The sequence below is a fragment of the Streptomyces sp. NPDC047108 genome, assembly GCF_040643575.1.
Lineage (GTDB): Bacteria > Actinomycetota > Actinomycetes > Streptomycetales > Streptomycetaceae > Streptomyces.
The window spans coordinates 609178-631556 of sequence record NZ_JBEYUP010000001.1; the positions used below are offsets into that span (position 1 = coordinate 609178).

The window sequence follows — 22379 nt, forward strand, 5'->3', positions numbered from 1 at the left end:
GGGTCGCTCGCCGATCCCCTCGCGAGTGCCGCGCCCCGGGCCGCCCCAAACACGTACGGCGAAAGCCTCGTGCAGACGTCCGGTGCAGGTCCCCCCGGCGCCCCTCCACACCCCGGAATGGCCGCTTTCCGCCGCCATGGCTGCGTTTCCCTGCGCAGCACTCCGGTCACCCGGAGGCACGGGACGACGAGCCCGGACGATTCGCAACCCGGCGCGGTCCCTCTCTGCCGAAAGGAGCTCCACCAGATGAGCGAGACCGTTGCCGATCGCATTCTTGCCCGACTGCGCGAATGGGATGTCGCCGACGTCTTCGGCTACCCCGGGGACGGCATCAACGGACTGCTGGCCGCCTGGGGCCGCGCCGGGAACACCCCGCGGTTCATCCAGGCACGACACGAGGAGATGGCGGCGTTCCAGGCGGTCGGCTACGCCAAGTTCAGCGGCCGGGTGGGTGTGTGCGCCGCGACCTCGGGCCCCGGGGCGATCCACCTCCTCAACGGGCTGTACGACGCCAAACTCGACCACGTCCCCGTCGTGGCGATCGTGGGCCAGACACACCGGTCCGCGATGGGCGGCTCGTACCAGCAGGAGGTCGACCTCCACGCGCTCTACAAGGACGTCGCCTCGGACTTCGTGGAGACCGTGACCGTCCCGGAGCAGCTTCCGAACGTCCTGGACCGGGCGATGCGCACCGCGTACGGCCGCCGTGCGCCCACCGCCGTGATCGTCCCGGCGGACGTCCAGGACATGACGTACTCCGAGCCCTCCCACGCCTTCAAGATGGTGCCTTCCAGCCTCGACCGCAGCGCCTGGGAGACCGTGCCCGCCCAGGAGTCGCTGGAGCACGCCGCCGAGATCCTCAACGCAGGGGACAAGGTCGCCGTCCTGGTCGGTCAGGGCGCCGCGGGCGCCAAGGCCGAGGTCGTCCAGGTCGCCGAGCTGCTCGGCGCCGGGATCGCCAAGGCCCTGCTCGGCATGGATGTGCTGCCGGACGACCGCCCCAACGTGACCGGGCCGATCGGGCTCCTCGGCACGCGCCCCTCCTACGAGCTGATGCGTGACTGCGACACCCTGCTGACCATCGGCTCCAGCTTCCCGTACTCGCAGTTCCTGCCCGAGTACGGAAAGGCCCGGGCCGTGCAGATCGACCACGACCCGCACATGATCGGCATGCGCTACCCCTACGAGGTCAACCTCATCGGCGACGCCGCGGCGACACTGCGCCGGCTCATCCCACTGTTGCGCCGGAACGAGGCACGGGACTGGTACGACGAGATCTGTGCCGCGGTCGAGCGGTGGGACGACGTGATGCGACGGCGCGCCGAGCTGTCCGCCGACCCGATCAACCCCGAGTACGTGGCGCACCGGTTGAGCCCGCTGCTGCCGGATGACGCCATCGTCACAGCCGACTCGGGGTCGGTGACCAACTGGTACGCGCGTCACCTCCGCTTCCGCGAGGGGATGCGCGGCTCGCTCTCGGGGACGCTGGCCACGATGGGCTGCGCCGTCCCGTACGCGATCGGGGCGAAGTTCGCCCATCCGGACCGGCCCGCCGTCGCGCTCGTCGGGGACGGAGCGATGCAGATGAACGGCGCGGCGGAGCTGATCACCGCGGCGAAGTATGCGCAGGACTGGGACGACCCGCGGCTGGTCGTCGGCGTGTGGAACAACCGCGACCTCAATCAGGTGACGTGGGAGATGCGGGCGATGGGAGGCGCCCCGCAGTTCGAGCCTTCGCAGGCGCTTCCCGACGTTTCGTATGCCGCGCTGGCCTCCGCGATGGGCCTGACCGGTATCCGGGTGGAGAAGCCCGAGGGAGTGGAACCGGCGTGGCGGGAGGCCCTGGCCGCGGACGGCCCCGCGGTGGTGGAGTTCCTCACGGACCCCTCGGTGCCGCCGATTCCGCCGCACGCGACCTGGGACCAGATGGAGGCCACGGCGAAGTCGCTGCTCAAGGGCGACCCGGACCGGGGCGATGTGGCGAAGCGAGGACTCAAGGCGAAGCTGCAGGAGTTCCTGCCGGGATCCGGGCCGGCCGCTGACTAGGCGGACGGGCCCCTGACAGGGCGGCCGGACGTCCCGTTCAGGCCGCTCGGCCTCCTCGGCCGGGTGGCCAGGTACGGGTGTCCCGCGGCTCGACGTAGGGCTCTTCCTCCTCGGGATGCCCACCCGCGACGACGCGTTCCCGTGAGAGTTCGGCGTCGAATTCCAGCCCGAGCAGGATGGCCAGATTGGTCAGCCAGAGCCACACGAGGAAGACGATGACGCCGGCCAGCGTGCCGTAGGTCTTGTTGTACGAGCCGAAGTTCGCCACGTAGGCGGCGAAGCCCGCCGATACGGCCAGCCAGATCAGCAGGGCGAGGAAGCTCCCCGGGGTCACCCAACGGAATCCACGCCCGCGGACATTGGGCGCGGCCCAGTAGAGGAGGGCGATCATCAGGGTCACGAGCACCACCAGCACCGGCCACTTGCCGATGTTCCACGCGGTCACGCCCGCCTCCCCGAGCCCGATGAGCTCGCCCGCGCGCTGCGCCAGCGGCCCGGTGAAGACGACGATGAGGGCGCTGGCGGCGAGGAGGATCATCAGGAGCAGTGTCAGACCCAGCCTGAGCGGGGTGACCTTCCAGACCGGTCGGCCTTCGCGCACGTCGTAGACGGTGTTGGAGGCCCGGATGAAGCCACCGACGTAGCCGGAGGCGGACCACACGGCACCGATCAGACCGACGACGGCCAGCACGCCACCGGTGGTGCTGCTCTGCTGGAGTTGATCGACGGCCGAGTTCAGGATGTCGCGTGCCGAGCCCGGAGCGAACTGCTGGATGTTGTCGAGGACTTGATCCGTGGCCGATGCGCCGATCACCCCGAGCAGCGAGACGAGGACCAGCAGGGCCGGGAAGATCGAGAGGACCGCGTAGTAGGTGAGCGAGGCGGCGCGGTCGGGGAGTTCGTCGTCCATGAACTCCTTGCGCGTGCGTCGCAGCACGGCCGACCAGGAGCGCTTGTCCAGCGTCGTGGGCTGGTCGGGGGCTGCCGCCTCGACCTCAGGGGCGGGCCCGAGTCTTTCGGGGACGCCGGTCTCGTCCCGTCGGTTCTTGTCTTCCGGTGCCATGGCGCGGCCCTCTTCCTCTGACGCGGTCCCGGCCCGGAGTCGGGTAACCGAAAAAGTGGGACAAAACCACTTCGTGCGTCACAGAAGAAGGCAGCGCGTCCTGCGCTCGCGCGACCTGTGCCAACCGTAAGGGAAGGCCCCGCTCAGGCGAGGACAGCGGCACGGACGGTGGCCACCGAGCCGCGCTCGGTGGCCACCGTCCCAGGGTCGTCCGCCGTCCCTGGTCAGCGGCCCAGAGCCTTGGCGAGTTCGTCCTTGGTCATCGAGGAGCGACCTTCGATGTTCTTCTTCTTGGCCTCGTTGTAGAGCTGGTCGCGGGTGGGACCCTTTGGACCTGTGCCCTTGCCGGACCGCTCGCCGCCACGCTGGGGTGCGGACTTGGGGTCCTTCGTGGAGGTGCGGCTGGCGGTCTTCGCTTCGCCGGAGCGTGCGCGCTCCTTGTTCACCGTGCGAGCGGCGATCTCCTTGGCCAGACCGGTCGAGGCGCCCCTCTCCTCCTGGCTCTCCTTGATCCGCTCGTACTGTCGTTCACGCTTCTGGTTCGACCCTGCGGGCATGGCGATACCTCCCTTGTGCTGTAGCAGTCATCGGGTTCCACACCGGAGGCCGCCCATGCACCCCACGGATAGAGAATCACCGGGTTGCGGGAGTGCCCGCGGTGCCTGGGCGCTACGCGAGAGAGGTCGCGTGACGGGCGGGTGCGCGGCAGCAGAGCGCAGCTGGAGTTGTTCCGTGCGAGGGAGGGGGAGCCCTGCCCGAAGCGGCGGAACGAGGAACGCCGCAGGCGTCATAGTCGCCACAGATCTGGATACTTGTTCACCCATGAACTGATGTGCTGGCGCGGGCCACGGCCTCCGCCGACGCAGTTTTTCAAGAAATGGACAGCGAGACCCAGGCGGACACCGGAGGTTGGTATGACGGTCACCGACGACGCGAGCGCCGCACCGGACATCACGCACTCGAGCGCCGGGCCGTCCGTCCAGAACGAGGCCCCCGACGACCGGCCCGAAACGCCTCGCGAGCGAGTTAATCGCAGATGGAATGAGATTCTGCAAGAGACCAGAGTTGCTCAGACAGGAATACAGATCCTCTTCGGATTCCTCCTCAGCGTCGCCTTCACCTCTCGCTTCGAGGACCTGTCCACACCTGACCGGTCCATCTACGTCGTCACGGTCGTCCTGGGTGCCGCGGCGACCGCCTCGCTCATCGCCCCGGTCTCCATCCACCGTTTCCTCTCCGGTCAGCGCATGAAGGACGAGGTCGTCGACGTGGCCGGCCGCCTCATGATGGGCGGCATGGTGCTGCTGGCGCTCACCGTCGGCTCCACCCTGCTACTGCTTCTGCGCGTCGTCATCCCCGGGCTGCTCGCGGAGATCCTCGTCGGCGTCGTGATGCTCTGGTTCATCCTCTGCTGGTATCTGCTGCCGGTGTGGCTCCGTCGGCGCTCGTCCAGGAACGGGGCCGCGCGGTAGCGGGCACGGCCCTTCCCCCAGGTCGACCGCCGGCGAACCACGCGCCTAATCCACGTCCCTGCGTTCCAGCGGCGATGTGGCCGGTCCCTGGATGACGGATCCGTCCACGGCGAAGCGGGAGCCGTGGCACGGGCACTCCCACGCCTCCTCCGCCGCGTTGAAGGCGACGAGGCAACCCAGGTGCGTACAGCGTGCGGACACGGCATGAGCGGTGCCGTCCGGCGCCCGGTACACGGCACAGCGACTGCCGTCGAGACGCACCACCGCGCCCGTCCCGGGCGCGATGTCCCCGACGGAGTCGACGTGCGCCGTGCGCAGCCGGTCCCCGATGAAGTGCCTGCCCACCTGGGCCTGGTGCTTGAGGAACTCCGGCATCTCGCGTACGGCACTCCACAGACGCCGCGGGTCGTACAGACCGGACCAGGGGAGGCTCTCACCGTTGATACGGGCTGCCAGGAGACGGCCCGCCATCACGCCGCCACTCAGACCCCAGCCGCCGAAGCCGGTCGCGACGTGGGTGTGGCGGGCGCCGGGGTGGAGCGGCCCCACGAGGGGGACGGTGTCGGTCGGGTCGGTGTCCTGCGCGGCCCAGCGGTGACTGATCGTGGCCACGGGGAAGCGAGCGCTGGTCCACTCCTCCAGTCGGCGGTAGCCCTCGGGGGTATGGGACGTCCCCGGGATGAAGCTCTCCCCGGTGACGATGAGCAGACGCCGTTCGCCGTCGTACGGCGCGGTGCGCACCGATCGCTTGCCGTCCTCGTCGGTGATGAACATCCCGCCGGGATCGGCCGAGGCCGGGATGGGGGCGGCCACCACGAGTTCCCGGTGGACGGAGAGACGGGCGAACAGCAGGGCCCGGTCGAAGACGGGGTAGTGCGTGGCGACGACGACCTCGCCGGCTGTCACCACACGGCCGTTCTCGCTGGTGAGCCGGCAGGGCTCCCCCTCGTCGAGCCCGGTGATCCGGGTGCGTTCGTAGATCTCTCCGCCACGCGCGACCAGGTCGGCCGCGAGGGCGAGCAGGAACTTCCGCGGATGGAACTGCAGTTGGTCCTCGACTCGTACGGCGCCCGCGATGGGGAACGGCAGTCCGCTGTCCGTCACGAACGATGCGTTGAGTCCGGCATCCCGGGCGGCCTCGGCCTCCTGCCGCAGGGCGTCCACGCCGGCGGGGTCGGTTGCATAGGTGTAGGCCGGGGCGAGTTCGAGCTCGCAGTCGATGTCGAGTTCCGCGGTCAGGTCCACCACTTGGCGGACGGCTTCCGCTTGCGACTGCGCGTAGAGACGGGCGCCCTCGGCTCCGCGCGTCCGGCGCAGGTGGTCGTACACCTGGTTGTGCAGGGCGGTGACCTTCGCCGTGGTGTTGCCCGTGGTCCCACCGCCGACGCGGTCGGCCTCCAGCAGGGTGACCCGTCGCCCGCGGCGAGCCAGTTCCCAGGCGGTGGCCACACCCGCGATACCCGCCCCCACGACCGCGACATCGGTCCGCAGGTCGCCCTCAAGGGCCGGGTGGGCGGGGCCGGGAGCTGTTTCCATCCAGTACGACATGGCCGGTGGACACCCTTCTTCGCGAAGTTCTCTCGTACGGACACGGCCGGAAGGGCCTGACCGTCGCATCGGCAACCGGTGGACGGAACTTCAGTCAGCTCCGGGCACAGAGGGTCACGGGACAGCACGGTGTGGCTGTGCGGGCCTGTTCGTCGTGCTCGGCGGTGCCGCCTGCGGGCGCATGGGGACGACGTCGTTACTCCTGGCTGAGCCCTGGGCACCCGGGTCGGGAAGCGAGAAGCCACAGGCAGGCAGGTGAAGCCGTCATGACGACCACGAACCGAGCACTCATGGAGTCACTTCTGGAGCGGGAAGGGACGACGTACGCGGCGGAGGCCGGCATCCGGCTGCGGAACACGCCCGCACCGCTCTACCAGCTGCTCGTGCTCTCCCACCTGCTCTCCGCCAGGATCAAGGCGGACATCGCGGTGGCATCGGCCCGCGCGCTCTTCGATGCCGGACTGAAGGACCCGCGCAGCATGGCCGAGGCCGACTGGCAGCAGCGTGTGGACGCGCTGGGCAAGGGCGGCTACCGCCGCTACGACGAGCGCACGGCCACCCAGCTCGGGGAAGCCGCGGAACTCCTGCAGCGGGAGTACAAGGGGGACCTGCGGCGCATGCGGGAGGCCGGGAACCCGAGGAAACTACTGCGTGCGTTCCCCGGGATCGGGCCCACAGGCGTCAATATCTTCCTCCGTGAAGTACAGGGCGTCTGGCCGGAGTTCGCTCCCTACCTGGACAAGAAGGCCCTGCAAGGAGCCCAACGCGTCGGGTTGCCCAGGACTGCGAAGAGCCTGGAACGGCTTGTGGATGCCGAAGAGTTGCCCAAGCTCGCCGCCGGGCTCGTTCGGGTCGCACTCGACGAGGAGGCGGCTCACGCTGTGCGCGACGCCGCCTAAGGCTGTCTCATGGCCGAGCGTGGGGGCGTCAGCCCGCTGCTCTGACCTCGATCTCGATGGGCCCCCGCCTGTCGCACACGTACGACACGGTCGAGGTCCGCGTGGCCGACGTCTGCGGGAGGTAGTGGTCGAGTGCACGAAGCGTACGGCCGACTGGGCCCGAGTGCCGCAGCGAACCAGGCCGGGCAGTGCGTCGCGTCGTCACGTCAGAAGTAGGGGCGCGCGTCTCTAGTCCGGTGTGAAGGCGATCCGATCGGACGGCAGGACCTGCGTATTCATGTTCCGTCGCATCATGCGGAACGCCGCATTGGCGAGGTCGGGATGGATGTGCGCCACGGCGTCGTCGGCGACCGTTGCTGCGAAGTGGCGGATGTGGGCGTCGAGGGCCGAGTAGAGCACGCACTGCTCGGTGACCTGCCCGCACAGCACGATGCGGTCCACCTGGTGCTGGCCCAGCAAGTACTCCAGGGGTGTCTGGTAGAAGATCGAATGCCGGGCCTTGACCACGAACAGCGATGAATCGTCCGGCCGCACCGGTTCGACGAGATCGGCGTGAGGCCCTTGGAGGGCGGTGTCGAGCAGCTCGTCGTGGTGCGAACGCCATCGGCCGAAGTTGTCATTGACATAGATGACCTCCGCCGCGTGCTCACGGGCGCGACGGATCAGCGTGCGCATCCCCGGCAGCGCCTCTCGGACGGAGGGGACCAGCGTTCCGGCGTCTGCGTGCTCATAGGTGTTGATCATGTCGATGACGACGAGAGCGGTCTTCGTCATGAGGGAACCAGCTTCCGTGGACGCGGCGCGGTCGGCGGGAAAAGCTTGCAATGGCAGGGGCGCTCCCCTGGAAAGCCGGTTTGGCCTCGGGTGCTCTCGCTGTCGTCGGGCCGGCCGACGCGATCCCTTCCATGGCGACCACCATGCCTGACGCGCATCGCTGACCGGAGCCCGGCGCGCTGCATCGGAACGAGACGGGTCCGCTTGGACACCTGATGAGGGAGGGTCCCCTGGTGATCCTCGGCGACCCAAGCCGGGGCGCCCCTGAAACGCGTACGGCGAGAGCCGGAGAACGGCTGGACTGGGCATGACACACGGTATGCACCTGAGGCACAGGTGACGGTCACGCCCAGCGAATTTTCTCGTTCATCCGGCGTGACACCGCTCCTGCCCTGGCGCGCAGCAACTCGGCGTACGCGCAGACCCCCTTGCCGCTACGTCCCGTACTTCGCTGTGTAGGTACGGGCGATCTGCAACTGCTCCCGTTCCATCCACTCTGCGGCTGCCAGCACGCCGGGCAGCATGGCGCGGTCGGTCGTCACGGCCCGGAACAGACGAGAGACGGTCACGGCGTGGGCGGGCCGGTGGATGACCTCGATCGGATCGCCGACACCGAGCTCGCCCGGCTCGATGATGCGCAGCATGGCGCCGGGGGAGGCGCCTTGGGTGAAGCGCCGCAGCCAGCCCTTCTCCCCGAGCCGACCCGCGAAGGTGCGGCAGGGGATCCGGGCACCGGTCACTTCCAGCACGACGTCGGAGCCTACCTTCCAGCGTTCGCCGACCAGGGCATGACGCAGGTCGATACCCAGAGTGGTGAGATTTTCGCCGAAGGTGCCGTTGGCCAGCGGGCGCCCCAGTTCGTGTTCCCAGCTGTCCAGGTCCTCGCGCGCAAAGGCGTACACGGCACGGTCGTCGCCGCCGTGGGAGCGCAGGTCACACACGACGTCCCCGGCCAGGCCGCTGCCTCCCGCCCCCGGAGGGCCTGGCGGGCTCACGTGGACAGAGGTTTCGACCGGATGCTTTTCGATACCCGTGGTACCGGAGGCAGCATTGGCATAGGCCGCGGGCTTGGCCGACCCGACGTTCACGCTGAGGATTTTCATGCCGTCGTCACTCCGGCCGGTGGTTACTTGCCGCGGCCGGTGACGAAGTCCCGGGCGCGATCGACCAGTCCGGTTCCGGGGGCGAGCAGCTTGTTCCCGGGCGGGGTGTCGGGCGCGGTTGGGTGCGGCCGGGTCGGTGCGACCTTTTTTGCCTTGCGAATCGTCTCGCCGAGTTCCTCCAGGGCGGAGGCTGAGCAGGCGCTGCGCAGCTGGGGAAAGAGATTGGTCTCTTCGTCCTGGATGTGAGCGGTGACCTCGGTCTTGAGCTTGACGACGAGCCGGTCGAAGTCCTTGTCGTCGGCCTTGCGATCCTCGAGTTCCTTGAGAAGCTCCTCGACTCTGGAGTGGTCGGCAATCTCCCGGTCGGCGATATCGTCGCCTCCGGCGAGATGTTCGCGGACGGCGGGGTAGAGGTACATCTCCTCGGCCACCGAGTGGCGTACCAGCTCGATGGTCAGCTGATCGACCAGCCGTTTCCGCTCACTGTTCCCGGGGGCTGTTTTCTCGATCAGTTCGAAGAACTCATCGACTTCACGATGGTCCGTGGTCAGCTCCGCGATGACATCTCCGCCGTGACCCATGACTGCCGACATCCTTTCGGTTGACGTGCTGTGGTCGCCTCCAACCAGCCGGGTTGAGGGGCGACATCACGAGTTCCTGTCAGCACCGATGTCGAAACCTGAAAGGACGGCATTGCCACCGAATCGGGGGAGCGGGATCCTGGTCACCCGTCTCGAAGGAGGCGAGAACAGCATGAGGACGGCCAGAACTGCGAGGTTGGTCATGGCCCGCCCCACTTCCTCTGGCTGTGTCCTATTCGCGGGACCGGTGACGGCTGTTGCCGAACAACTCCCCCTTCTCTCGTGGCGCAGGAAATTTTCGCTTGGCGCGTTGATCGGCGCCTCATGCGTCTCGAAGGGTCCGGTGGGGCGACAGACCGTAGGTCTGCCGGTAGTGGGAGGCGAAGCGGCCGGCGTTCCAGAAGCCCCACCGGGCTGCGATCTCGGTGACCGTGGCTCCCCCGCCGGGGTCGGCGTGCACCAGATCGTGGTGCGCCAGGGAGAGACGCACCCGGCGCAGATGGGCGAGGGGCGTGGTGTCCATGTGCCGGCGGAAGGCGTACTGCAGCGCGCGAACGGTGACGTGGGCCGAGGCTGCGATGTCGGCCACGGTGACAGGCTGGTCGGCGTGGTCGTCAATGTAGGCCAGAGCGCGGCGGAGCATGAGCGGATGCGCGTCGTTGCGGTCGGACGCGGTGGCGTCGCCATGCGCGGTGTTGGGGAACGTGGTCAGGACGCTTGCCGCGAGGTGCTGCGCCGCTGTGGAGACGATCAGCGGCTCCGACGCTGCGGCGGGGACCATCAGGATGTGGTCGCGTACGTAGAAGATCGTGTCCCGTAACTGCTGGGCCGCGGCGGGGGACACCGGGCGGTGCCCGGTGAGGCGGACCGGACCGGCGTCGAAGGCGTCGGCGGTTACGGCCACTTCGGCCAGCAGGGCCGGGTCCAGCATGGTGATGTTGTAACGAGCGCTGCAGATGCGTCCCGCGTAGGGCAGTTCGGGCGGTGCGAATGACACCACGTCACCAGGGCCGAACGAGTCCTCGACCCCCTGGAACGCGTGGTTCTCGATGGTGCCTTCGTGAACGACGCACAGGCAGATGCGGCCCAGCGGCGTGACCGCGTAGCTCATGTCGAAGTCCAGATCGAGCTCGTCGATGCTGAGGAAATCGACGGCGCTGCGGGAGATGCGGGCCCGGCTGGTCTCCGTGCTGCTGTTTCCGATGCTCATCTTGGCGTAGGCGCGGCTGAGGAACGCCTCGGTCTGCTCGAGGTCGTCGCTGTCAAAGGTCAACGTGTGCATGCCAGCGATGTCCTCTCGCTGATGAAGCGGTCGGTCGCAGGAGCGGGCCGTATCGGCCCGCACACTCGCTGCCCGCTTCGACATCCGGGAAGGACCAGGGGATTTTCGTTCTCTGGACGGCTGCCCGCGATGGCGTTCGTTACGCGGGTGGTCCCAACGGTTGCTACGTCGCAGGGTGGGTCGGAGCGACCCGATGCCAACAGCCGCCGATCACGGCTGTTGGCCGGAGAGGAATGGCGGCCACACATGACCGACGGGACCGAACTGAAGGAGAAGGTCACCGACCTTCAGGAAGAAGTCGACCACCTCCGCCAGGCGTTGGTCTCGCACGCCGTGATCGACCAGGCGATCGGCGTGCTGATCGCGAAGACGGGCCTGAGGTCGGACGAGGGCTGGGAGGTGCTCAAGGAGGTCTCGCAGCACACCAATATCAAGCTACGCGAGATCGCCTGCCACGTGGTGCGGTGGACGCAGAACGGCCGGCTTCCCGAGGACATCCGTACGCGGCTGCACACCGCGGTCATCGACGCACGCCGGGCACGGGGCGAGAGCGCCTCTGCCTCGGGGCGGGGCCATGGCTCTGATGAGCCAGGAGATCGGACGGGACGGTGCGAGACGGCGACGAGGGCCGCCCCGTGGTACGGCCCAGCTTCGTCCTACCGCCGCTGCCGCGGCGCAACGGGGTGAGGCGAACTCGGTCCATGCTGTTGCGAGTCGGTGGCTCGTCGAGCTTGTGAGACCACCAGGCGGCCCATGTCCCGGCGACAGCGCTGGGTGTACCCGGAGGAAATCCTCTTACCTACCGCGTCCGGAAACGAAGTCCCGGGCGCGGTCGACCAGTCCGGCTCCGGGAGCGAGCAGCTTGTTCCCGGGCGGGGTATCGGGCGCAATGGGATGCGGCCGGGTCGGCGCCACTTTCTTCGCCGTACGAATCTTGTCTCCCAGGTCGTCCAGGACGGTGGGCGAGCACTCTGCGCGGAGTCGGGGGAACAGGCGGGTCTCCTCATCCTGGACGTGCGAGGTGACCTCGGCCTTCAGCCGTGCGATGAGCCGGTCGAACTCCTGGTCGTCCACCGGTCGCACCTCGAGTGCCTTAAGGAGCTCCTCGACTTCTGCATGGTCGGCGATCTCCTTATCAGCAAGTGCGTCGCCTCCTGCCAATTGCTCGCGCACCGCGGGGTAGAGGTACATCTCTTCCGCGACCGAGTGTCGTACCAACTCGATGGTCAACTGGTCCACCAGGCGCTTGCGCTCTTCCGCGGACGCCGTCCGGTCGATCTCGTCGAACAATGTGTCGACCTCGCGATGGTCGGTGGACAGCTCCGCGATGACGTCTCCGCCGTGACCCATGATTGCCGCGATCCTCTCGGTTGACTGCTCTGCCGCGTGCACCCGTTCGGTCGGGGCGAGGCCACGGGTTCCCGGGCCGTGCCCATGCCGAAACTCGCAAACACGGGCTCCCTCCGATCAGGTGACGGCCAGGGCGTCCGTGGCGGCTGCCTCTGCTCTCTCCACGGGGCCAAGAGAGCGAATGACGTATGAGGCGGTGGGGCAGTCGAGCAATTGAGTCCCGTGCAGATCACCCGGAACATCGTGCCCGGGCGAAGCGATTCCCTTCGAGCGGAGGAGCGTTCGGTGTTGATTCATGCATCTCAGGTCTTGGCGGCGTCCGGCACAGGCGCGCTCTGGCTGATCGTTGTCGGCGCTGTCATTGGAGCCGTACTCGTCGGCGCCTTCCTGCTCGGAAGCCGTAAGGCACGCCACCGCAGGCGGTCGACCCCGACGCCGGGCACCACTGCTCGCCGTGGCCGTCAGGACCAGCGGGGTGAGTCCTGGCAGACTCCGGATGACATGTAAAGCGGACGGGGGGACGCGCCAGGCCGGCCTTCTGTCAGGGGATCAGGAGCGTCTTGATCATGTGGTCGTCCTTGGCCTGGAACGTCTCGTACGCCTGCGGGGCCTGGTCGAGCGGGAGCTGGTGTGTCGCGAAGCCCTCGACCCCGAGGGGATCGTCATCGTTGAGGAGCGGCAGGATGTCGTCCACCCAGCGTCGGACGTTGGCCTGGCCCATGCGGAGCTGGATCTGCTTGTCGAACATCGTCAGCATCGGGACCGGGTCCATGGCACCGCCGTAGACGCCCGCGATCGAGATGGTGCCGCCGCGGCGCACCGCATCCACCGCTGTGTTGAAGGCCGTCATGCGGTCCACGCCTGCGCGCTGCATCGCCTTCTCCGCCAGGCTGTCGGGCAGGAGGCCGACGAGCCGCTGAGCGGCTTCGGCCGCCGATGCTCCGTGGGCTTCCATGCCGACGGCCTCGATGACAGCGTCGGCGCCACGGCCGTCCGTGAGCCGCCGGATCTCCTCGGCGACATGGTCCCCGTACTCGCTCATGTCCAGGACGTGCACGCCGTGTTCGCGCGCCCGGATCAGGCGCTCGGGCACCAGGTCGACGCCGATGACCTGTCCGGCGCCCTGATGGAGGGCGATTCGGGCGGCCATCTCGCCGATCGGGCCGAGCCCCAGGACGGCAACGGTGCCTCCGTCCGGGACGTCGGCGTATGCAACGGCCTGCCATGCCGTGGGAAGGACATCGGAGAGGTAGACGAAGCGTTCATCGTTGGGGCCATGGGGCACCTTCACCGGAAGGGTGTTGCCGAAGGGGACGCGCAGATACTCCGCCTGGCCGCCCGGGATCTGCCCGTAGAGCTTGGTGTAGCCGAAGAGCGAGGCCCCCATCCCTTCATTTCGCACCTGCGTGGTCTCGCACTGCGATTGGAGCCCTTGCCGGCACATCCAGCAGTCACCGCAGGAGACGTTGAACGGAACGACGACGCGGTCGCCCGCTGTGAGGGCGGTGACCTCGGGACCGGTCTCCTCGACAATGCCCATGGGCTCATGCCCGAGGATGTCACCGGGGCTCAGGAACGGCCCGAAGAACTCGTAGAGGTGGAGATCGGACCCGCAGAGGCCGGTCGAGGTGATGCGTACGACGACATCGGTGGGTTCCTCGATCTTGGGGTCCGGAACGGTGTCGACTCGGACGTCCCGTTTTCCGTGCCATGTCAGGGCTCGCATCACGTTCTCCTTCGCGCGAGTACCGGTCGGTGCCCGTCACCGCCCCGGTTCCGGCGCACTACGGCGGGCAGCCGATCTGCGCGGTGAAGGTGTGCACCGCGGTGACTCTTCGCAGTCGGCCGCTCCCGCACGTAGCTTCATCGCCCGGAACCGGGACGGCCATGCTTCCGTGACTGCGGAGTTCCTCCGGTCCGGCAGGCAGCTGGACCGAGCACCGCAGCTCGGGTGCCCCTGGCTTCTCGGCGCAAAACGGCGGCGGCCTCACCGATCCACCACTCGCGATCAGCAGGAGCCGGTGAGGTCGGCGCGGCCCGCGGCGATGCCGACGGACGCCTTTCGGGGCCGCCTCACCCTTGGTGGTCGAATTGGTCCGGCCCGGGGCGAAACGGAGAGTGTGACCTGGGCATTGCGCGGAACACGCTGGGTCTCTGCACTCTGACCGGAGACAAGGGGTTCGGCGTTCGCAGACGGCGAGCCGGCCACCGCCGGCATCTGGTTCAGATGCCGGCGGGGCGCCGCACCGAGAGGTCAAGGGAGGCCACCGTCCTCGCAGACCTGCCGGGCGACCTCGCGGAGCTTGACGTTGGTCTCCTGTGAACAGCGGCGCAGGGTCTTGAATGCTTCTTCTTCGTGGAGACCGTAGCGATTCATGATGATGCCCATGGCTTCGCCGATGATGTGGCGTGTGGCAATGGCCTGTTCCAGTTGTGTGTGCGTGCGTGCGCTGGAGAAGGCTACGGCGGCGTGGGAGGCCAGGAGCCAGCCGGCCAGTTCGCTGTTCTCGGTGAATCGGCCGGGTCGACGAGAGTAGAGGTTCAGAGCGCCGAGTTCCTCATCCTCGGTGTAGAGGAGGAAGCCCATCATGCTCCCCACTCCGAGTGCGCGTGCCTGAGCGGCGAACCGGGGCCAGCGTTGATGCTCGGTGCTGAGGTCGGCGATGCGGTAGACCCGCTCGCCCTGCGAGGTGCGGGCAGCGTCGAAGCACGGCCCCTCTCCCAACCGCTCCTGCAGTTGGTCACTGTCGATGACCAACTGGCCAGTGGGGGCAAGCGTCTCCACCCGTCTGTCGTGCAGTACCAGGATCCCGGCCTCGTCGCACCCCTCCACCAGCTCGATGGCCGCGGCAGTGATCTGCTCCAGCGTGGTGGCGACCGACTCCTGTGACAGAAGATCCCGCGCCATCGACGCCATCTGCTGGGCGAACCGACTCCACTCCACCTCGTCCTCCATCCTCTGTCCGGACACACGTCACCCCAGGTCTTGTGACGGAAAGAGCGCACCACCTGACCTACCGTTGCGGGGTGATCTCCCCCGGTGGGCCGCCGTCAAGGCTCCTCCACCTGCCGGAGTCGGGTCGCCCGGCGCGCCAGACGGCAGTACACAAGGATCATGAACCAGGAGACCTACCACCCAGGCGAGAAGGTTCCCCAGAGCGGCATCTACCGGTGCGATTGCAGCGAGAGCCACGAGTTCACCAGTACGGACGTGGAGGGCAAGACCTTCCCGCCTCTGCCCAGCGCGTGCACCGGCAGCTCCTGGGTCCTCAAGACCCCCGCCCACCCCAGCTGAATGCGGACCTACCTCCCGAGCCTGGGCCTCTGCCGCGTTGTGGAGGCAGGAGGAGCTTGAGCTCCCGGAGGCATATGGGAAGGAGCGGCCGCCGCCCTGGCAGGTGGGTGCTCCCCCATATCGGAGGGCGACGGCTCAGGCGTTGCGCGTGACGACACATACCCGTCCCTGGCCGCGCGGCGCCTCACCCGCACACCCCCGGCGGCTTGCAGCGGCGGGGCAAAGGGGGCGGGGTGGGCTGCAGAGGCGAGATCGTCATGCATGAGAACGTCCTTCCGGGCTGAGGCCGATCGCGCCCCGATCGGCTCCGACGACAGCTCGTTCCGGCGTGATCGGGCGGGCCGGGCACCTGGTCGATGGCTTGGTGGCCGCGCGGTGGTGGGTCAGTCTGTGCTGCGGCGCTGGTCGTTGCTCTCGCGTCGGATCTGGTGGGTGTGGCGGTTGACGCCGTCGATGCGGGCGGCGAGGTCGGGATGGCTGTCCTGCAGATGCTGGTGGGTGTCAGCGAGGGGGCCGACCAGGCCTGCGGCGTCGTCGGCGGCCAAGGCGTGGTCGAGGTCCCCGACCGGTGTGCGGGCCGAGGTCGGCAGGTCGGAGAGGGCGGTGATCTGCCCTGCAAGACGGCGCAGATCGGCTGCGTGGCGACGGGCCCAGTCATCGACACTGCGGTCAGCGGCACGGCGATCGCGGGTGTCCTGGATGCGCTGCTCGCCCGTGCTGCCGGCGGCACCTGGACGCAGGCGGAGGTAGCGGCGTTCGGCGGCTTGCCGGCTGGCGACACCGAGGGGGTGGGCGAGCTGGGCCCAGCTGACCCCTGCCTCCCGGGCTGCCTCGATCAGGCCCGATTCCCAGGAGGCCAGACTTTCGCGCACCTCGCGGAGCAGAGAGAGGGCGGCGAGGGCTTGCTCTGCCTGGTCACCGCTGTCATCGGTACGCGCTCCGCCCACGTGCGTGGCATGCGCGGTGCGGACGACCTCGGCGATGTCGATCAGCGCCTGGTTCGCGGTGGGCACTGCGGGTGCCGGGCCCTGCTCCGGGGTGGCATTGCAGTCGGTCTCAAGCAAGGTCTTCCTCCTCCCGAGGGGGGCGTCAACGTGTCGGCGACACTCAAGTTGTCATCGTCTGGATGACATGATACAACGGTGTCAGGTGAAGCGCATTGGCTGACTTCAACGAGCCGATGGAGGTGTATCCCGATGTTGATGCGCACTGACCCGTTCCGGGAACTGGACCGTCTGGCCCAGCAGTTCATGGGAACGACAGGGACCTGGTCGCGGCCGTCCTCGATGCCGATGGACGCCTACCGAGAAGGCGACACCTTTGTGATCGCCGTGGACCTGCCTGGCGTGACCGCTGACGCGATCGAGATCGACGTAGAGCGGAACACCCTCAGCATCAAGGCCGAGCGCCGGCCCCTCGCACACGCCGACGACGTGCAGGTCACCGTCTCCGAGCGGCCCCTCGGCGTCTTCTCCCGCCAGGTCATGCTGGGCGACAGCCTCGACGCCGAGAACGTCCAGGCCCACTACGACGCAGGTGTCCTCACCCTGCGCATCCCGATCGCAGAGCGGGCCAAGCCCCGCAAGATCGCCGTCACCGCTCCCGACAGCGGTCAGAAGCTGATCACCAGCTGAGCCCACCACGCATGGGACAGGGCAACTGTCCCGGCGGACGAAGGGCGGGGAGCTCTCCCCTTCATCCCCGCCTCAGGCGAAGGGGGGCGGCCCGGACTCCGGGCCGCCCCCGTCGCCTCGCGCACGGGGCATCCCACCATTCGATGCGGAGCCTCGTGCCCGCCTCATGCAACCGAGCGGTTCTTCGAGGACCCGGTTCACCACCACCACGAGACGACAGAAAGGCAGCAACCGCCGATGTACGCCCAGCCCCACCTCGACCGTCCGGCCCCCGCCATGACGTACGACCAGATGCTGGAGCGAGTACGGTACGACGGCGCCTACGCCACCCGGGAACGAGCAGAAGCGGCCACCACAGCGGTGCTGGCCGCACTCGGCCGCCAGATCATCGGCGACGAACGCGTCGACCTGGCCGCCCGCCTCCCCATCGAGGCCGCACTCCACTTCACCGGGCAGGTCCCCGCCACCGAACACCTCACCGGCTGGGGCTTTGTGAAGGACCTCGCCGACCGCACCGGCGGCACCCCCGCGACCACCCGCTGGGACGTCGGCGCCGTCTTCACCGTCGTCGCCGAACTGGCCGGACACGAACTCCTCACCCGCATCCTCACCCAACTCCCCAACGGATATGCCCTGCTCTTCGGTCGAGCCGAACTGATCCAGGCTGCCTGACACACAGAACGGGGGCTGGCCTTCACCGCCGGAATATCCGCTCGCGGTCTCCAACCGACGCCGGCGGTGAGCACGCGGTCGAGCAAGCGATGCGCGACGCTCGTACGGGGGACGCCACCCTCATCGTCGCTCACTGCACTCAACGCTTGTCATCGCGGGGGCAGTTGGGCTCCCCGAGCAGGGGCGAGTTGTCGCAACAGGACGCCATGAGACCCTGCTCGGGGAGAGCCGTGCTTACTAGATAGCTCCTCCTGGGGGTCAACGCGGAAGGGACGTTGCACCCTGCCGCATCACGGCGCTGACGCACGGGAGGCCCTTACCTTGGGCGCTCCCGCTTCGTTCGCTGACCAGCACAGCGTGACACGGAGAGATGACCAACGAGCTGCGCTGCACACCAGCACTCCCCGCACCGGGGTTCAAGGACCGGTTGCACACGTGAGTCCGCGCGCCAATACATCGACTCGGCACGGCTAGCGTCAGTCTCGGTCCGGACGAAGCCGGCGGTTGGTGCCGGAGCGGCTGATGTCCAGGTCCAGAAATGAGGACAGCGCAGTGCCGCTGTTCCAGAACCCGAGCAGGTTCACATCGATCAGGCACAAGTGGTGGCGGAAGGCGAAGTCGCGCGCCGGCTTGGTGAACACACAGGAGGCCACGAAAATCGGGACGTCGGCCCCGTGCTCGACACGGGCCGTACCATTGAAGGTCTGGATGTCCCTACTGCCCACCGTTCGATGCTTTGCATATCGCTTGCACTGAATCACCATGCGTCGCCCGTCAGGCAGAAGACCGGTCACATCAGCCCCCAGATCGCCGGCGCCGCCGACCCGCTTGACGTCGGTGCAACCGTCTCGCCGGCACAACTCGGCGACGTACTCCTCGAACTCTCGGTCGTCCATCGCCCAGACCGCGTCCAGCGACCTGCGCGCCTGTACTTGTTCCTCTCTGAGCAACCGGGCTTTTTCAGCTCGCGCTTCACGCTGTCCCGCTCGCACCAGAGCCGCCACGACTGCGCCGACACCGACGACGGCTAACGCCACAAGCAACACTGCCCCCACCGCACGTCCTCCCCATCACCTGATCTGCCGATGTGTTGCTCCCCATCGAGCAGGGCGTTCACCCCGGGCATCGCACAACTTCCCGGCTGAACTGGTTGGTGATGCGGTCAGCGGCGATGATTCAAAACTGCTTGTCGGTTCACCGACAGACTCTGCAGCGTTCGCTCAGTTGCGGCGCTGATGGCGATGTCGCCCGGCCGGTTCAGACCCCCGGTGCAGCCTGCAGAGACGTGCTGATCACGCCAGAAGAGTTGAGCAGGATGCTCTTCGGCTGGACCATCGCCATGGCAGACGACGGTGGCCAGCGAGCGGCGTCGGGACGGCGGCGCCCGCTGTTATTGGCTCCCTGAATTTGGACGGGACAGCTGCCTGCGCTGATGGTCTCTGCGGCCAGCAGCTCGGCTGGCGTCTCGAGCACGTATCAAAGGTGGGGCTGGTCGACTTGAGTCCTGCCAAGTGAGCACTGCGGCTGGTAGCCCATGACGGAGCCGAACAGACGACGGCGAGAGCTGCGGCTGATCCTCACGACAGCATGAGCGGACCGTCCGGCAGCCAACCTTCGACGTAGCCGGCGGTCAGCAGAACGACTCCCTCTGGGAAGACGTCCCGGCGTCGCTGGCGGAGCTGAGTCACCGTCCAAAGCACATGGCTGCCCCCTATGCCCTGCAAGGCTGCCGACTGCTCATCGGTGACGCGCACGATAAAGGCGCGAGACGCGGTGGGGCGGTCGCACTCCCACGACTCCCCCCGTCGCGACTGATGAAGTCCATAGAGGGCGGAGAACTGCGGACGGCGCAGGTCGAACCGCTGCCGCAGGAAGGAGGCTGCTTGCCCGAGGTAGTCGGCGCCTGCATTCAGCCGTACCTGAGGCACTGTCCAACCCCGGCAACACGCCCCACAAAGCATCAGCCGCCTCTGATCATCCAGGAGAAGCAAGAACGCCCGGCGGTCAAACCGGGGCCATGGCACAAAAACGTCGTCCATGACCAGACCATCAGTAATTGCTATTCAAATAGCAAGTCGACAGGCGGGGCACCCGGGAGGCTGGGCCGTCAGAGTGACGCTCCAGAGAACGCACCCAACGGAGTTCGTCGTTCGGGAGCCTGGAGGGATGGCCAGCAGGTACGCCAGCACCGGCCGCGTTTTGAGATCCGGGGGAGGCCGTTTTCACACCCAGAGAACCGAGTCTCCGACCTGGGCTTCGGAGGTTTTCGACAGATCCCACGCTCGGCCCGCGGCAGGACGCCGGTGGTGCCCTCGGAGATGCCCAGCAGCTCGTAGAGGTGCTCGGAGGTGGAGTACGTCTCCTCCGGCTCGTCGAACGGCAGGTCCAGCGCCTTGTTGATGAGCTTCCAGCGCGGGATGTCGTCCCAGTCGACGAGGGTGATGGCCGTACCCGACTTGCCCGCACGGCCCGTACGGCCGATGCGGTGCAGGTAGATCTTCTCGTCCTCGGGCGACTGGTAGTTGATGACGTGGGTGACGTCCTCGACGTCGATGCCGCGCGCGGCGACATCGGTGCACACCAGGACGTCCACCTTGCCGTTGCGGAACGCGCGCAGCGCCTGCTCGCGCGCTCCCTGGCCGAGGTCGCCGTGGACCGCGCCGGAGGCGAAGCCGCGCCGCGCGAGCTGCTCGGCGATGTCGGCCGCCGTGCGCTTGGTACGGCAGAAGATCATCGTCAGGCCGCGGCCCTCGGCCTGGAGGATGCGGGACACCAGCTCGGGCTTGTCGAGCGAGTGCGCGCGGAAGATGTGCTGTGTGATGTTCGCGACGGTCGCGCCCGTGTCGTCCGGGGCGGTGGCCCGGATGTGCGTGGGCTGCGACATGTAGCGCCGCGCGAGCGAGATGACCTGGCCGGGCATCGTCGCGGAGAACAGCATCGTCTGACGCTTGGCGGGAAGCTGCTGGATGATCTTCTCGACGTCGGGCAGGAAGCCCAGGTCGAGCATCTCGTCGGCCTCGTCGAGGACGAGCACCTTGACCTCGGAGAGGCGCAGCTTCTTCTGGCCCACCAGGTCCAGCAGGCGGCCCGGGGTGCCGACGATCACGTCGACGCCCTTCTTCAGGGCCTCGATCTGGGGCTCGTAGGCCCGGCCGCCGTAGATCGACAGCACGCGGACGTTACGGACCTTGCCGGCGGTCTGGAGGTCGTTGGTCACCTGCTGGCACAGCTCGCGGGTCGGTACGACCACGAGGGCCTGCGGGCTGTCACCGGCCTGGCCGGGCTCGGCCCGGCCCGCCTCGACGTCCGCGGGCACGATGACGCGCTCCAGCAGCGGAAGGCCGAAACCGAGCGTCTTGCCGGTTCCGGTCTTGGCCTGGCCGATGACGTCGCTGCCCGAAAGCGCGACGGGAAGGGTCATTTCCTGGATGGGAAAGGGATTCGTGATGCCGACGGCCTCGAGGGCCTCGGCTGTCTCGGGAAGGATCCCGAGGTCTCGGAACGTAGTCAGGGTTTTGCCTCTTCTGTGAAACGCGGCGGCAGAAGGCGAGGGGGGTCGTACCGCACCCGGAATTCAGTCGGCCGTGGGTTGGCCGTCATCGGCGCAGGACCACTGGCTCTCGCGCATCCACTCGCGCCGCGAGCGGGCCCCTCGCTCAGCGGTCCGTACGGTCGTACGTCCCGCGGGGAGGGCTGTCGGTCGGAGCCGATCGGGCCACCGACCGGGCATCCGCATTCATCAGAGCACCCACCGTATGACCGGCGGGCTCTTTACCACCATACCCCGGATTCGCGCACATGTGTTGGGTCATTCGGGTAGCGTGCCGCGTCGCGCTTGCCTGACCAGGGACTTCCGCGCGGCCACGAGCGGGCTATTGTGCGCTTCATGGAGACGCCTGACGAGACCAACGCCCCCGCCGGAATCGAGACCGGGAGCGCCGGGAATCACACGGGAATCGCCGCCCAGGACTGGGCGCAGGCATCCGCGGAGCCGCAGTACCGGGCCGCCGTCGTCGACCTGCTCGGCGCCCTCGCCTACGGCGAGCTGGCGGCCTTCGAGCGGCTCGCCGAGGACGCCAAGCTGGCGCCGAGCCTGGAGGACAAGGCGGAGCTGGCGAAGATGGCCTCCGCCGAATTCCACCACTTCGAGCAGCTGAGGGACCGGCTCGCCGCGATCGAGGCCACCCCGACCGAGGCCATGGAGCCGTTCGCGGCCGCACTGGACGAGTTCCACCGCCAGACCGCACCGTCCGACTGGCTCGAGGGCCTGGTCAAGGCGTACGTCGGGGACTCGATCGCGAGCGACTTCTACCGCGAGGTGGCGGCCCGCCTGGACACCGACACCCGTGCCCTGGTGCTCCGCGTCCTGGACGACACCGGCCACGCCTCGTTCGCCGTCGAGAAGGTGCGGGCCGCCATCGAGGCCGAGCCACGCGTCGGCGGACGGCTGGCCCTGTGGGCGCGGCGCCTGATGGGCGAGGCGCTGAGCCAGGCGCAGCGGGTCGTGGCGGACCGTGACGCGCTGTCGACGATGCTCGTCGGCGGGGTCGCCGACGGCTTCGACCTCGCCGAGGTCGGCAAGATGTTCTCGCGGATCACCGAGGCCCACACCAAGCGGATGGCGGCGCTGGGACTGGCTGCCTGACCGCCGTAGCTCCGC

General features: G+C 68.1%; 22 protein-coding genes. 9 read left to right on the top strand and 13 right to left on the bottom strand.

Annotation, left to right across the window (positions count from 1 at the left end; genetic code table 11):
- Positions 1-246: 246 nt before the first annotated feature.
- Positions 247-2046, top strand: a complete 1800-nt coding sequence (locus ABZ822_RS02680) for a thiamine pyrophosphate-requiring protein (protein ID WP_360845981.1) — start codon at positions 247-249, stop codon at positions 2044-2046.
- Between the two features lie 37 nt (positions 2047-2083).
- On the opposite strand, the gene ABZ822_RS02685 is transcribed toward ABZ822_RS02680, so the two are convergent.
- The gene (locus ABZ822_RS02685) at positions 2084-3109 is read right to left on the bottom strand and encodes a YihY/virulence factor BrkB family protein (RefSeq protein WP_360845983.1); all 1026 of its coding nucleotides are present in this window, start codon (positions 3107-3109) and stop codon (positions 2084-2086) included.
- 224 nt (positions 3110-3333) lie between these two features.
- Positions 3334-3666 carry a plasmid stabilization protein gene (locus ABZ822_RS02690; RefSeq protein ID WP_360845984.1) on the bottom strand — a complete coding sequence of 111 codons (333 nt, stop codon included), beginning with the start codon at positions 3664-3666 and terminating at the stop codon, positions 3334-3336.
- A 357-nt stretch (positions 3667-4023) separates the two neighbouring features.
- On the opposite strand from ABZ822_RS02690, the gene ABZ822_RS02695 reads away from it, so the two are divergent.
- Positions 4024-4581, top strand: a complete 558-nt coding sequence (locus ABZ822_RS02695) for a DUF6328 family protein (RefSeq protein ID WP_360845986.1) — start codon at positions 4024-4026, stop codon at positions 4579-4581.
- A gap of 45 nt (positions 4582-4626) precedes the next feature.
- On the opposite strand, the gene ABZ822_RS02700 is transcribed toward ABZ822_RS02695, so the two are convergent.
- Positions 4627-6129 (bottom strand): FAD-dependent oxidoreductase, encoded by a 1503-nt coding sequence (locus tag ABZ822_RS02700; protein WP_360845988.1) that lies wholly within the window; start codon positions 6127-6129, stop codon positions 4627-4629.
- Between the two features lie 266 nt (positions 6130-6395).
- Between ABZ822_RS02700 and ABZ822_RS02705 the strand changes: the two genes are divergently transcribed.
- Positions 6396-7028, top strand: coding sequence for an endonuclease (locus ABZ822_RS02705; protein WP_360845990.1), 633 nt, complete (start codon positions 6396-6398; stop codon positions 7026-7028).
- Between the two features lie 228 nt (positions 7029-7256).
- On the opposite strand, the gene ABZ822_RS02710 is transcribed toward ABZ822_RS02705, so the two are convergent.
- The 4 genes from ABZ822_RS02710 to ABZ822_RS02725 form a co-directional block, all read right to left on the bottom strand.
- Positions 7257-7802, bottom strand: coding sequence for an isochorismatase family cysteine hydrolase (locus ABZ822_RS02710; protein ID WP_360845992.1), 546 nt, complete (start codon positions 7800-7802; stop codon positions 7257-7259).
- Positions 7803-8236: 434 nt separating this feature from the next.
- The gene (locus ABZ822_RS02715; protein ID WP_360845994.1) at positions 8237-8905 is read right to left on the bottom strand and encodes an MOSC domain-containing protein; all 669 of its coding nucleotides are present in this window, start codon (positions 8903-8905) and stop codon (positions 8237-8239) included.
- 23 nt (positions 8906-8928) lie between these two features.
- Positions 8929-9486: a hemerythrin domain-containing protein gene (locus tag ABZ822_RS02720; RefSeq protein ID WP_360845996.1), complete on the bottom strand. Its 558-nt coding sequence runs from the start codon at positions 9484-9486 to the stop codon at positions 8929-8931.
- A gap of 322 nt (positions 9487-9808) precedes the next feature.
- Positions 9809-10768, bottom strand: coding sequence for a helix-turn-helix transcriptional regulator (locus ABZ822_RS02725; protein WP_360845998.1), 960 nt, complete (start codon positions 10766-10768; stop codon positions 9809-9811).
- Positions 10769-11014: 246 nt separating this feature from the next.
- On the opposite strand from ABZ822_RS02725, the gene ABZ822_RS02730 reads away from it, so the two are divergent.
- A complete protein-coding gene (locus tag ABZ822_RS02730) occupies positions 11015-11455 on the top strand; it encodes an ANTAR domain-containing protein (RefSeq protein WP_360846000.1) in 441 nt (146 codons plus the stop codon).
- Positions 11456-11563: 108 nt separating this feature from the next.
- On the opposite strand, the gene ABZ822_RS02735 is transcribed toward ABZ822_RS02730, so the two are convergent.
- On the bottom strand, positions 11564-12118 hold the full coding sequence (locus ABZ822_RS02735; protein WP_360846002.1) for a hemerythrin domain-containing protein: 555 nt from the start codon (positions 12116-12118) through the stop codon (positions 11564-11566).
- A gap of 285 nt (positions 12119-12403) precedes the next feature.
- Here ABZ822_RS02735 and ABZ822_RS02740 point away from each other — a divergent pair, with 285 nt between their 5' ends.
- Complete coding sequence (locus tag ABZ822_RS02740) at positions 12404-12625, top strand: DUF6479 family protein (RefSeq protein WP_360846979.1); 222 nt, start codon at positions 12404-12406, stop codon at positions 12623-12625.
- Positions 12626-12659: 34 nt separating this feature from the next.
- On the opposite strand, the gene ABZ822_RS02745 is transcribed toward ABZ822_RS02740, so the two are convergent.
- On the bottom strand, positions 12660-13844 hold the full coding sequence (locus ABZ822_RS02745) for a zinc-dependent alcohol dehydrogenase (RefSeq protein ID WP_360846004.1): 1185 nt from the start codon (positions 13842-13844) through the stop codon (positions 12660-12662).
- Between the two features lie 528 nt (positions 13845-14372).
- On the bottom strand, positions 14373-15074 hold the full coding sequence (locus ABZ822_RS02750; protein ID WP_360846006.1) for a GAF and ANTAR domain-containing protein: 702 nt from the start codon (positions 15072-15074) through the stop codon (positions 14373-14375).
- A 159-nt stretch (positions 15075-15233) separates the two neighbouring features.
- On the opposite strand from ABZ822_RS02750, the gene ABZ822_RS02755 reads away from it, so the two are divergent.
- Positions 15234-15413 (top strand): hypothetical protein, encoded by a 180-nt coding sequence (locus ABZ822_RS02755; protein ID WP_360846008.1) that lies wholly within the window; start codon positions 15234-15236, stop codon positions 15411-15413.
- A gap of 383 nt (positions 15414-15796) precedes the next feature.
- On the opposite strand, the gene ABZ822_RS02760 is transcribed toward ABZ822_RS02755, so the two are convergent.
- Entirely contained in the window at positions 15797-16477 is a 681-nt protein-coding gene (locus ABZ822_RS02760; protein WP_360846010.1) for a type III effector protein, read from the bottom strand.
- A 132-nt stretch (positions 16478-16609) separates the two neighbouring features.
- Here ABZ822_RS02760 and ABZ822_RS02765 point away from each other — a divergent pair, with 132 nt between their 5' ends.
- Together ABZ822_RS02765 and ABZ822_RS02770 are read left to right on the top strand one after the other, a co-directional pair.
- Positions 16610-17047, top strand: a complete 438-nt coding sequence (locus tag ABZ822_RS02765) for an Hsp20/alpha crystallin family protein (RefSeq protein ID WP_360846012.1) — start codon at positions 16610-16612, stop codon at positions 17045-17047.
- Between the two features lie 237 nt (positions 17048-17284).
- Positions 17285-17719 (top strand): DUF2267 domain-containing protein, encoded by a 435-nt coding sequence (locus tag ABZ822_RS02770; RefSeq protein WP_360846014.1) that lies wholly within the window; start codon positions 17285-17287, stop codon positions 17717-17719.
- 476 nt (positions 17720-18195) lie between these two features.
- On the opposite strand, the gene ABZ822_RS02775 is transcribed toward ABZ822_RS02770, so the two are convergent.
- Together ABZ822_RS02775 and ABZ822_RS02780 are read right to left on the bottom strand one after the other, a co-directional pair.
- Positions 18196-18774 carry a restriction endonuclease gene (locus ABZ822_RS02775; RefSeq protein WP_360846016.1) on the bottom strand — a complete coding sequence of 193 codons (579 nt, stop codon included), beginning with the start codon at positions 18772-18774 and terminating at the stop codon, positions 18196-18198.
- Between the two features lie 1052 nt (positions 18775-19826).
- On the bottom strand, positions 19827-21140 hold the full coding sequence (locus tag ABZ822_RS02780; RefSeq protein ID WP_360846018.1) for a DEAD/DEAH box helicase: 1314 nt from the start codon (positions 21138-21140) through the stop codon (positions 19827-19829).
- Positions 21141-21605: 465 nt separating this feature from the next.
- Here ABZ822_RS02780 and ABZ822_RS02785 point away from each other — a divergent pair, with 465 nt between their 5' ends.
- Positions 21606-22364 carry a ferritin-like fold-containing protein gene (locus ABZ822_RS02785; protein ID WP_360846020.1) on the top strand — a complete coding sequence of 253 codons (759 nt, stop codon included), beginning with the start codon at positions 21606-21608 and terminating at the stop codon, positions 22362-22364.
- Positions 22365-22379 lie beyond the last annotated feature (15 nt).